The 11,786-nt window shown below is 68.6% G+C and carries 7 protein-coding genes; 3 read left to right on the top strand and 4 right to left on the bottom strand.

The features are described from left to right. Positions 1-30 precede the first annotated feature (30 nt). The gene (locus AC3WJT_RS07025; protein ID WP_492342389.1) at positions 31-1,767 is read left to right on the top strand and encodes a class I adenylate-forming enzyme family protein; all 1,737 of its coding nucleotides are present in this window, start codon (positions 31-33) and stop codon (positions 1,765-1,767) included. Continuing rightward, positions 1,764-2,996 (top strand): TetR/AcrR family transcriptional regulator, encoded by a 1,233-nt coding sequence (locus tag AC3WJT_RS07020; protein WP_492342388.1) that lies wholly within the window; start codon positions 1,764-1,766, stop codon positions 2,994-2,996. Before AC3WJT_RS07025 ends, AC3WJT_RS07020 begins: the two co-directional genes overlap by 4 nt. A gap of 86 nt (positions 2,997-3,082) precedes the next feature. Here AC3WJT_RS07020 and AC3WJT_RS07015 read toward each other — a convergent pair whose 3' ends face one another. The 4 genes from AC3WJT_RS07015 to zwf all read right to left on the bottom strand — a co-directional run bounded on the left by AC3WJT_RS07015 (position 3,083) and on the right by zwf (position 10,663). Then, the gene (locus AC3WJT_RS07015) at positions 3,083-6,136 is read right to left on the bottom strand and encodes a TonB-dependent receptor domain-containing protein (protein ID WP_492342387.1); all 3,054 of its coding nucleotides are present in this window, start codon (positions 6,134-6,136) and stop codon (positions 3,083-3,085) included. A gap of 581 nt (positions 6,137-6,717) precedes the next feature. After that, positions 6,718-8,511, bottom strand: a complete 1,794-nt coding sequence (gene edd, locus AC3WJT_RS07010; RefSeq protein ID WP_492342386.1) for a phosphogluconate dehydratase — start codon at positions 8,509-8,511, stop codon at positions 6,718-6,720. A gap of 15 nt (positions 8,512-8,526) precedes the next feature. Next, the gene (gene pgl, locus AC3WJT_RS07005; protein ID WP_492342385.1) at positions 8,527-9,216 is read right to left on the bottom strand and encodes a 6-phosphogluconolactonase; all 690 of its coding nucleotides are present in this window, start codon (positions 9,214-9,216) and stop codon (positions 8,527-8,529) included. Beyond that, positions 9,209-10,663 carry a glucose-6-phosphate dehydrogenase gene (gene zwf / locus AC3WJT_RS07000; protein WP_492342384.1) on the bottom strand — a complete coding sequence of 485 codons (1,455 nt, stop codon included), beginning with the start codon at positions 10,661-10,663 and terminating at the stop codon, positions 9,209-9,211. The genes pgl and zwf overlap by 8 nt, the downstream gene beginning before the upstream one ends. A gap of 193 nt (positions 10,664-10,856) precedes the next feature. Here zwf and AC3WJT_RS06995 point away from each other — a divergent pair, with 193 nt between their 5' ends. Further along, positions 10,857-11,714, top strand: coding sequence for a hypothetical protein (locus AC3WJT_RS06995; protein ID WP_492342383.1), 858 nt, complete (start codon positions 10,857-10,859; stop codon positions 11,712-11,714). Positions 11,715-11,786: the final 72 nt, after the last annotated feature.

The following is an 11,786-nucleotide window of genomic DNA, read 5'->3' as shown; positions in this document are numbered from 1 at the left end:
GCGTCCCAACAGGAGCCTTCGAGGACGCCCATGGTCTGGCCCGCCCGCAGCATCGCAGAATGCCACGCCATCCTGACAGCGCCGGGCTCTCGTTTCGAGACCGAAACGGTGCTGATCGACGGTGTCCTGACGACGGTCTGGAAGAACTGCCCGGCGACCCTGCGCGATCTTGTGACCAACGGACGGGCGTTCGCGACGCGGGACTTCCTTGTCTATGACGGCGATCGGGCGACCTTCGAGGGCTTCCATCGCGCCGTTGCGACCCTGGCCGCGCAACTGGCCGCGGATGGCGTCGGCAAGGGCGACCGCGTCGCGCTGGTCATGCGCAACCTGCCGGAATGGCCGGTGGCCTTCTTCGCCGCCGCCAGCCTCGGCGCCATCGTCACGCCCCTGAACGCATGGTGGACGGGCGCGGAGTTGCAGTATGGACTTGCGGATTCCGGAGCCCGGGTCGCCATCGTCGATCCCGAACGGCTGGACCGGATCCTCGAGCACCTGCCTGACTGCCCGGCCGTCGAGACCGTCTATGTGTGCAGGCAGGAGGGACCGCTCGCAGATGCGCGCGTCCGTCACCTCGAATCCGTGATCGGACCGGTGAACGGTTGGGCGGATCTGCCTGACCTGGCGTTGCCGACGACGCCGATCCTGCCGGATGACCCGGCGACCATCTTCTACACCTCCGGCACCACCGGAAAGCCCAAGGGCGCCCTTGGCACGCACCGGACCATGACGACCAATGTCATGACCACCGGCGCCGCGCTGGCGCGGGCCTTCCTGCGTCGCGGCGAGACGCCGCCCGCGCCTGACCCGAACGCGCCGCAGCGGGTGACCCTGCTGGTCGTGCCGATGTTCCACGTCACCGGCTGCTCGGCGACGCTGTGCGGCGCGCTGAATAACGGCGGACGCCTGGTGCTGATGCGCAAATGGGACCCGCTTGAGGGGATGACCCTGATCGAGCGCGAAAGGGTCACCGCGACGGGCGGGGTGCCGACCATCGCCTGGCAGTTGATCGAACATCCGCGACGCGCGGACTTCGACCTGTCGACGATCGAGAGCATTTCCTACGGCGGAGCGCCGTCAGCGCCGGAACTGGTGCGGCGGATCAAGGAAGTCTGGCCGAACGCCTCGGCCGGCAACGGCTGGGGGATGACCGAGACCAGCGCGACGTTCACCAACAACAATTCCCAGGACTATGAACACCGTCCGGACAGCTGCGGCGTCGCGCCCGCTGTCGGCGAAATGAAGATCATGACGGTCGACGAACCGTTCCGGCAGCTGGGTCCCAACGAGGTTGGAGAGCTGTGGTGCAAGGGTCCGATGGTCCTGCGCAGCTACTGGAACAAGCCCGAGGCGACGGCCCAGACCTTCGTCGACGGCTGGGTTCGCACGGGCGATCTGGCGCGCCTGGATGAAGAAGGCTTCTGCTTCATCATCGACCGGGCCAAGGACATGCTGATCCGCGGCGGCGAGAACATCTACTGCATCGAGGTCGAGAACGTCCTGTACGACCATCCCGCCGTCATGGATGCGGCGCTGATCGGCATTCCGCACCGGACTCTGGGCGAGGAGCCAGGCGCGGTCGTCACGCTGAAGCCCGGGGCCCAGGCCACGGAACAGGAATTGCGCGCCTTTGTCCTGGAGCGCCTCGCCGCCTTCAAGGCGCCCGTGCGGGTCGCCTTCTGGCCCGAAACCCTGCCGCGCAATGCAAACGGCAAGATCATGAAGTCCGACCTCAAGAAGGTCTTCGCGGAAGAGTCGGTCGCGTGACCGCATACGTCTCCAGGACCGGCAGCGCCGCCACCGCGCGCTATGCCGCCAAGAAGGAGGCCATTCTCGACGCCGCGACGACGATCCTGAATCGTCAGGGGGTCAAGGGCATGACCCTGGCCGACGTCGCGGCCGAGGTCGGCCTGATCACGACGTCGGTGACCTACTACTACCGTCGCAAGGAAGATCTGGCGGCGGCCTGCTTCATGCGGGGGATCGACACCTTCAACGGGCTGGCGGCGGAGGCCGCCGCGGTGTCCGGCGCCCGGGCCCGCCTGTCGCGGTTTCTCGAGCTCTATTTCGACCTGGTTCGCCGCATCCGGCTGAAGGAAGCCCCGGCGATCGTCGCCTTCAGCGAGATGCGGGCGCTCAGGGAGCCGCTGCGCACCGAAGTCGGCGACGCCTTCAACAACCTGTTCCGCAACATTCGCGGGTTCTTCGACGACCCCGAGTTCGCGGGCCTGGACCGCCGGGACATCACCGCGCGGACCCACCTGCTGCTGGAGCAGGCGTTCTGGACCGTGACCTGGCTGCGACGCTACGACGTGGAGGACTATCCGCGCCTGAAAGAGCGGATGTTCGACATCCTGTCCGGCGGGCTGGCCGTCGGCGCGCGGCCCTGGGATCCGCCGTCCCTCCCGACGCCGGCCGAAGCGCGAGGCGCAGACATTTCCCGCGACACCTTCCTCGTCGCCGCGACGCGGCTGATCAATCGCAAGGGATACCGGGGCGCGTCCGTGGAGGACATCTCGGCCGAGCTGAACGTCACCAAGGGCAGCTTCTACCACCACAACGACGCCAAGGATGATCTGGTCGCCGAATGCTTCGAGCGGACCTTCAGCGTGATGCGCGATATCCAGCTGGCCGCCCGCGACCTGCCCGGCGACCAGTGGACCCGGCTGGCGGCGGCGAGCGCGGCGCTGGTCGAGTTCCAGCTCTCGGATCAGGGGCCGCTGCTCCGCGCCTCGGCCATGACCGCCCTGCCGGCGGAACTCCGCCAGGAAACGGTGGAGCGCTACAACAGGGTCTCGGACCGCTTTGCCGGCATGATCTCCGACGGCATCGCGGAAGGCTCGGTCCGTCCCGTCGACCCGCTCGTTGCGGCCCACATGCTCAGCTCGATGCTCAACGCCGCGGCCTCACTCGGCGCATGGTCTCCGGGCATTGCGCCCGACGAGGCGGCGGCGCAGTTCGCCCGACCCCTGCTGCTGGGTGTGTTCACCCGCTGACGCGGGCCTTTCGCCGGCGACCCTGCGGACAAAAAGAAAGGGGCGGCCGAAGCCGCCCCTGAAGGTTGTCCCGTGACCGGGAAGGATCAGAACTTCTTGGTGAGGCTGACCTTCCAGGTGCGACCCAGGCCGCTGGCCGTGAACGGATCGTAGTTCAGGTCCAGACGGGCGAAGGGGGGATCTTCGTCGAACATATTGTCGACGGAGACCGTGGCGGTCGCATCCCACGGCAGGAAGACCCGGTAGGTCAGGTCGCTCGTGACGAAGGAGTCGATATTCCGGCCCTCCGTAACGGCCACGACTGCGCCCGTGGTGTCCTTGTACGACGCCGTGCACTGGCCCACCACCGGGACGGTATTGGGACAGAAGATGCCAGTTCCCGCTCCCGTGTAGCCGCCGCGCTGGTCCAGGTAGCCGTCGACGTAACGGATGGTCAGACGCAGGTTGTGCGGGCCGGTGTTGTACTCGAAGTAGATGTTGCCCTTCTTCTGGGGCAGCGGGTAGGCCGTGGTCTGGTAGTTGAGCAGACCGACCGCGTCGAAGGACGGCGCAACGGTGACGCCGGCGACGTCGGTGGCTTCGGTCACGTACTCGATCACGTACGTGGCGCTGCCGCCGATGGTCAGGCTGCCGCCCAGGAAGTCGTCGATCGTGTAGTCCGCCAGAACATCGATACCTGAGGTCTTCACGCCCGCGCCGTTGACCGTTTCGGTCCGCACGCGGGTGATCGCCCCGGACGCGGCGGCAGCGCCGCCGCCGCCGGCGATAAGGTCGTTACGCTGCGCACAGGTCAGCGGCACAGGGGTGCTGAAGGTGAAGCGGTCATAGATCGCGCTGCAATTCAGCAGGGCTCCGGTGGCGATCCCATTCTTGAACAGGTTGCTGACCATGGCGCCCACCGGATCGGTGGTGATCGGATCCTGGAAGTCGAAGTTCCAGTAGTCGACCGTCGCCTTGAAGGCTCCGACCTCGAAGATGCCGCCGATGCTGTAGGTCGTGGCGGTTTCCGGGGACAGGCCCGGGTTGCCGTAGATGTCGACGGCGCGGAACGTGCCGTTGACAGACTGCAGCGAGGTCACGAAGTCGCTGTTCAGCGAGACCGGCGGCGGCGCCCGGAAGGTGGTGCCGATCGAGCCGCGCAGGGCGAAGCTGTCAACGACCTGCCAGCGAACCGACAGTTTCGGATCGAAGGTCGAACCGACATCGCCTTCATAGCTTTCGTAGCGGGCCGCGATCGTCGCATTCAGGCTGTCGGTGATCGGCAGCATGATTTCGCCGAAGGCCGACTTCACTTCCTGCTTCAGGTCGGCTTCGCTGCCGACGCCGAGGAACGAGAACGGCCCTTGAGGAGCCGCACAGGTCGTCGAGCCGTTGATCGGCGTGTCGAGGCAGGGGTTCTTCGCCCGGTTCGAAAAGTCGTTGTACTGCGAGGTGAAGCTGGCGCGGCGGTACTGCATGCCGAACGCCCACTTGGACTCGCCACCGGCGAGTTCCCAGCCGAGATCGCCGCTGAAGAGGCCCTCGACGACAAACAGGCCGCTGGTCTGTTCCGTCTCGAGCTTCTGGAAGAACCAGCGGGTCAGCGCGGCGCTGTTGGCCAGCGCGGGGTTGAACGTGGCCCCGCCCTGGCCGGTCAGGGCGTTGCGCGGAATCGAGTTCGAGAAGGGGTTGGCCCACTCGCAGGTCGATCCGGCGTTGCCCGCCACGATGCCGTTACAGTTGGCGCCGCCGAGGCCGCGCAGGGCGAGCGCATAGCGGTTGACCACGATGTCGTAGCCGGTGCGGTTGCCGCGCTCTTCCCCGTAGGTGACGGAGAAGTCCCAGTTGATCCCGTTCTCCCATTCGCCCTTCAGGTCGGCCGAAACGCGATAGGCTTCGAAGTTCCGCGAGCCGAGCGAGGCCCCGTAGTCGAACATCGGGTTGCCGCCCATCGCATAGGGACGGTTGGCCACGATCAGGGCGCCGGCCGCGAAGGCCGCCGTCGGGATGTTCGTCGCGGCGCCGGTCGCCAGCGTGTAGCCGGGGATCGTACCGGGGTGAGCGGCGGCATAGGCCATCAGGCCGGGGTTGGTGCCGGGCACATAGTAACGGCCGTTCACCAGCGTCGACGGCGTCGTCGGCGTGGCGAGCAGGGCGTAGGACGGCGAGGTCTTCCATTCCGGCACGTCGGTGCTGGCGTAGAGGCCTTCGATGTGCAGCTTGGTCGTCGCCGTCAGGTCGGCGTTGAACTCGCCGTACAGCTGGAAGCGGTCTTCCTTTTCCACCAGGTTGTCGAACTGGTTGTACTGCCAGTAGCAGACCGGGGTGGTGCCGCTGAAGCCCGAGAAGCCGCCGAGCGGGGTGCACTGGTCATCGCGGAAGGCCGTCGTCGTCGCGCCCAGCGGGATGATCGTCGACGGGTTGCCCGCGGCCGACCAGCCGCCTTCAGGGTTCTCGAGATAGTCGAGGCTGGCCCAGTCGCGTTCGGTGACGCTCAGTTCCGAGCGGTGCTGCCAGCCGGCCGAAATCATGATGTTCGACCGGTCGCCCTGCCAGCCGTAGACGAAGCTGGCGGTGTAGTCGCCGTCCGAGCCGTCGATCGACTTGTAGCTGGCGCTGAGTTCCAGGCCCTCGAAGTTCGTCCGCGTGATGAAGTTCACCACGCCGGCGATGGCGTCCGAGCCGTAGGTGGCCGCGGCGCCGTCCTTCAGGACTTCGACCCGGCCGATGGCGGCGGAGGGGATGATGTTGGTGTCGACCGCGCCCGACCCGGCGAGGGCGAACGGGTTAACCGGCAGGCGCCGACCGTTCATCAGCACCAGGGTGCGCGTCGGGCCGAGACCCCGCAGGTTGACCGAGCCGGAGCCTTCCGAGCCCTGGGCGCGGGAGTCGAACTGGTTGGTGTCGCCGAGAACCCCGTTGGAGACCGACAGGCCCTTCAGCAGTTCAACGGTGGTCGGCGAGCCTTGCTTGGCCAGTTCTTCGGCGCCGATGACGTCGACCGGCAGCGCCGCGTCTTCCGGCGTGCCCGCGATCAGCGAGCCGGTGATGACGACGGCTTCAACTTCCGTCGGCTCTTGTGCAAAGGCGGACGAGGCCGCTCCCAACGACAAGGCCATGGCGAGAGCAGAGCCCCCGGCCAGATATCCGATTTTCCGCATTTAACCCTCCCTGTTATCTCCCAAGCCGTCCCGTCTTTGTTGTCTTGGTGTGACGGTTACGGCGTTATCGCCAGCGCTACGGACCCCCTGAGGATGACGTAGACACATGCGCTTCGTCCGACCGCGACACGGTCGGAAGATCCGGGTTCAGAGACATTGAGGGCGAGTCGCTCCGGCGGGCGTTGACCGCCCGGTCTGCAGACCCGCTCTTGGTGCACGCCAGATGCGTCAACCAGCCCCCTCAAAGGCTCATCCCGCCGGCGGGGCCCCTCGGGTTCACATTCAGGACGCGAACCACAAAGCCCAGCCAGCCAATATTCTTCGATGATGCGGTATGATCTGCCCGTGCGTCAACCGGACTCGCATAACACCGTCCAACTATTGCAGCCTTGCAACTCAAGGGTTTCAGAGACGCAAACAGCCTGATGCCGACGCGCGTCGGCGGGGCGACCGCCCCGCCGTCATTGCGGTTCGCCCCGTCGGATCCGCCGCTCGGGAGACCTGTTCGTCGCTGTCTTTCGCGATCGGCGTTGCGCGAACAGAGCCGTGACCGTTCGTCGCAGGCGACCCGCGACGAGCGCCTACCAGAGGGGCGAGGCCCCCTCATCCGCCGCCCCGACGGCCCGGCGGAAGACGCTGAACAGCTCCCGGCCATAGCCCTCTCCGCCGACCGGGGTCGGCGCCAGCGGGCGGCCCTGCAGATCGGCCTCGATCGCCAGGACGCCGGCGGCGGCGTCGAGGCGGATCATGTCGCCGTCGCGGACCTGCGCCAGCGCGCCCCCGGCCGCGGCCTCCGGGGTCACATGGATCGCCGCCGGCACCTTGCCCGAGGCGCCCGACATGCGCCCGTCGGTGACCAGGGCGACCTGGTGACCGCGGTCCTGCAGCACGGTGAGGATCGGCGTCAGACCATGCAGTTCGGGCATCCCGTTGGCGCGCGGCCCCTGGAACCGGACGACGGCGATGAAGTCCCGGTCGAGCTCGCCGCGCTTGAAGGCGTCCTGGAAGGCCGCCTGGGTCTCGAAGACCACCGCGGGCGCGCGGACGGTCCGATGCTCGGGCCGTACGGCTGACACCTTGATCACCGCCCTGCCGAGACCGCCGGCCAACTGGCGGATGCCGCCTTCCCGCTCGAACGGGTCGCCGGCGGGCCTCAGGATGGCCGTGTCGAGGCTCTCCGCAGCGCCGTCGCGCCAGACCAGCGCGCCGTCTTCCAGGTGCGGCTCCTGAAGATAGCGGCGCAGTCCCGGCCCCGCGACCGTCAGCACGTCGTCGTGGACAAGCCCTGCCCCGAGCAGTTCCCGCACGACGAAGGCCATGCCGCCGGCGGCGTGGAACTGGTTCACGTCGGCGGCGCCGTTCGGATAGACGCGCGCCAGCAGCGGCGTGACGCCGGACAGGGCGTCGAAGTCTTCGAGCCGCAGCAGGATGCCGGCTGCCCGGGCCATGGCGACCAGGTGCAGTACATGGTTGGTCGACCCGCCGGTCGCCATCAGCCCGACCAGGCCGTTGACCACCGCCTTCTCGTCCACGACATGACCCGCCGGAGTCCATTCGTCCGAGCGCGGGCCGATGGCGGCGCAGCGCTTCGCGGCGGCTCCGACGAGCGCGTCGCGCAGGTCCGTGCCCGGATGGATGAAGGCCGAACCGGGCAGGTGCAGGCCCATCATCTCCATCAGCATCTGGTTGGAGTTGGCTGTGCCGTAGAAGGTGCAGGTGCCCGGGCCGTGATAGCTGGCTTGTTCGGCGGCCAGCAGTTCGGCCCGGCTGGCCTTGCCTTCGGCGAACAGCGCGCGGACGAGAGCCTTCTCCGCGTTGGGCAGGCCCGACGCCATCGGCCCGGCCGGCACGAAGATCGCCGGCAGGTGCCCGAAGCTCAGCGCCGCGATGGTCAGGCCCGGCACGATCTTGTCGCAGACGCCGAGGAACAGGGCGCCGTCGAAGGCGTCGTGGCTGAGCGCGATGCCCGCGGCCATGGCGATCACGTCACGGCTGAACAGGCTCAGCTCCATGCCCGGCCGTCCCTGGGTGACGCCGTCGCACATGGCCGGCACCCCGCCGGCGAACTGGGCCGTGGCGCCGACCTCGCGGGCGGCGGCCTTGATCAGGGCCGGATAGCGCTCCAGCGGCTGGTGGGCGCTGAGCATGTCGTTGTAGGCGGACACAATGCCGAGGTTCGGCGCCTTCGGGTCGAGCGCCCTCATCCGGTCGCCGGGCTCGGAGGCGGCGAAGGCATGCGCCCAGTTGGCGCAGCTCAGCTTCGCGCGGCCGGGTTCGTCATCCCGCGCCGCGGCGATGCGGGCCAGATAGGCGGTGCGCGTGGGTCGGCTGCGCTCGACGATGCGGGCGGTGACCTCCAGAACGACGGGGTGCATGGGCTTGTCCATCGGCTAGGGCGACCAGATCACGCGGACCGGCATGTCCGACGCCCTGAACAACGCGTGGATCGGCAGGTCGTCGCGATCCTCGATGATCCGCCGCTTGGCCTCGCCGCGGATCAGCACCACGGTGAGGAATGACTGCTTCAGCGCATACAGCGTCAGGCTGACCCGCTCGTTCGGCGGCGCGGGATCGCCGGCGGGCACGGGGATGACCAGGCTGCCGCCGAAGGGGTCGAGCCCCTCCTCCAGCGCCGGGCTGCCGGGAAACAACGAGGCGATATGGCCGTCGGCGCCCATGCCCAGCAGCACCACGTCGACCGGAAACAGATCCTCGAGCGCGAACTCCGCCGCGTCGGCGGCGTCCTCCGCCGTGGGCGCGTCCGACCAGAGGGGAATGAAGCGGGCCGCAGCCGCCTCTCCCACCATCAGCCGCTCGCGCAGCTGGCGTTCGTTGGAGTCGGGCGAGGTCGGCGCGACCCACCGCTCGTCCGACAGGGTGACGCTGATCTGCGCCCACGGCAGCGGCAGGGTCGCGAGCAGGTCGTAGACCGGTCCGGGCGATGAGCCGCCCGTACCGACGAAGCTGGCCCGGTCGTTCTCCGACAGTCCGGCATGCAGCCAGTCGGCGATCGCCTCGGCCGCCGCCATCGCCGCCTCCTCGGCGGTGTCCCAGACCTCGATCTCGGGGCGGCTATTCATTCCACGACCGGCCGGAACGCTCGATCAGGGCGAAGGCCCCGCCGGGCCCCCACGATCCCGCCGGATAGGGCTTGGGCGTCATCCCGGCTTCCACCCAGGCGTCGGCCACACCGTCGACGAACCGCCAGGCCGCCTCGACCTCGTCATTGCGCACAAACAGCGTCTGGTCGCCGCGCATCGCGTCGAGCAGCAGCCGCTCATAGGCGATCCGCCGACGCCCGCCCTCCTCGCCCAGCGCGCGGGCGAGGCTGAGCGACAGCGGCAGCGGCTGCAGGCGCATGGAGTCCTGGGTCAGCCCCGGCCGCTTGTTCATGATGGTCAGGGAGATGTCCTCGGCCGGCTGCAGCTCGATCACCAGCCGGTTGGCCACCAGGTCGTCCGCGCCCGCCCCGCCGAAAATCGAGTGGGGCACCGGCTTGAACTGGATGACGATCTGAGTGCAGCGCTCGGCCATCCGCTTGCCGGTGCGCAGGAAGAACGGCACCCCGGCCCAGCGCCAGTTGTCGATCCAGGCGGTCAGGGCGACGAAGGTCTCGGTTGAGGACGGCCGGCCGACCTCGCTCTCATAGCTCTTCACCGACTGACCATCGACGACGCCGTCGCCGTACTGGCCGCGCACACTGTCGCTGGCGGCCGAGGCGCGAGTGAAGGGCCGCAGCGAGCGCAGCACCTTGACCTTCTCGTTGCGCACCGCGTCCGGCTCCAGATCCGACGGCGGCTCCATGGCCACCAGGCAGAGCAGCTGCAGCATGTGGTTCTGCAGCATGTCGCGGATCGCGCCGTAGTCGTCGTAGTAGGGCCAGCGGTCGCCGACGCCGTGCGTCTCGGCCACGGTGATCTGCACATGGTCGATGCTGCGGCTGGTCCATAGCGGTTCGAACAGGGTGTTGGCGAAGCGCAGGGCGATCAGGTTCTGGACCGTCTCCTTGCCCAGATAGTGGTCGATGCGGAACACCCGATTCTCGGGCACCGCAGCGGCGATTGCGGCGTTGATCTCCCGCGAGCTCTTCAGATCCCGGCCGATCGGCTTTTCCAGCACCAGCCGCGTGCGCTCGCCGGTCAGGCCGGCGCACTGCAGGGCCTCGGTCACCGGCGCGAACAGGCTGGGCGACAGGGCGTAGAAGAACACCAGGTCGCCGTGCGGACCGATCCGTTCGGCCAGCAGCGCCGCGCCCTCGGACTTGCCGGCGTCGGCGGAGCAGTAGTCGAGCCGGGCCGACATGCGGGCCCAGCTGTCGTCCTCGAGAATGTCGCGGGCGACCAGATCGGCGCGGACCTCGGCGCGATAGCTGTCGGCGTCCCCGGCGGCGCGGCCCACAGCGATGATCCGCAGCCCCTCCGGCAGCAGCCCGTCCAGTTCCAGGTGATAGAGCGACGGCAGCAGCATCCGCATCGCCAGATCGCCCGCGCCGCCGAGAAGGACAAGGACGGGGGCGGATGCGGGCATGACGGCTCCTTTGCGGGCGAGGTCCTGTCTTAACCGGCGCGCGACGCTACGTCAGCGTTTGAACGGCGGGAGGGGTTCACGTTTTCACCGGTTGGCGTGACAACAGGCGATCGGCGAAGGTCAGCCTGCCCGATGGCCGCCGCCAGACGGTCCGACGCATGCGCCCCGGCGGCGCGCCTCGAGAGGGTCGTTAGTGAAGACGCGCAACGGATTGCTCATCGCCTTCGGCCTGCTGTCCCTGACTCTCGTCGTCGCAGGCGTCTTCGTCAGCGTCGAAAGCGGGGCTCCCGCCAGCGCGGGCGCGCGAAACGCTGGCGCATGGATCGCAGGCGCGCTCGCAGCCGCCGGCCTGTCCGCCCTGAAGCGGCGCGACGTCCTGCAGGTGGCCCTCTGGGCCGCGCCGGCAGGGCTGGCGGCGTCCCTGCTGGGGCCCGGCGTCCAGGACGTGCATCGATGGGTGACTCTCGGGCCGCTTCATCTGAACGTCGCGATGCTGCTGCTGCCGGCCGCGGTGGTCGCTCTGGCGGTTCTGTGCACGACAAGCGCGTCCGCGTGGGTGGCGGGCCTCGCCGCCCTGGTGCTGCTCGTGGTTCAGCCGGATGCATCCCAGGCGACCACGCTGGCGGCCGTCTCCGTGCTTGTCGCGTTCGCGGCCTTTCGTCGGGCTCCCGTCCGCATGGCCCTGGTGGTGGGGATTGCCGCCGCGCTTGCCGGCATGGCCTGGTTCCGCCCCGATCCGCTGGAGCCCATCGCCGAGGTGGAGGGCATCCTTGGCCTGGCCCTCGGTCTGTCCCCATGGCTCGCCGCGGCGGCGGGCCTGTTGCTCGCCGGCGTTGCCGCTTTGCCCGTCCTGTGGGGTTTGCGCGGGTCTCCAACCGAGCGACTGGCGGGCGCCGCGCTGGGACTGTGCTTTCTGCTCTGGGCGGCGACGCCGTTCCTCGGCGCCTTTCCGGTCCCGCTGATGGGACTCGGCATGAGCCCGATCATCGGCGCCTGGCTGGGGGTCGGCCTCCTGGCGGGCCTTCGCGAGCCCGCGCCCCCGTCCGCATAGAAAAAGCCCCCCGGCGTTTCCACCGGGGGGCTCGATCTTGTGGTTCAGCGTGCGCTGAGGCCGGCGAGTAAA

The organism is Caulobacter sp. FW305-C-30-S16 (assembly GCF_058783025.1).
The sequence above is the reverse complement of the archived record's forward strand: the minus strand, read 5'-3'. Positions and strand labels throughout refer to the sequence as shown.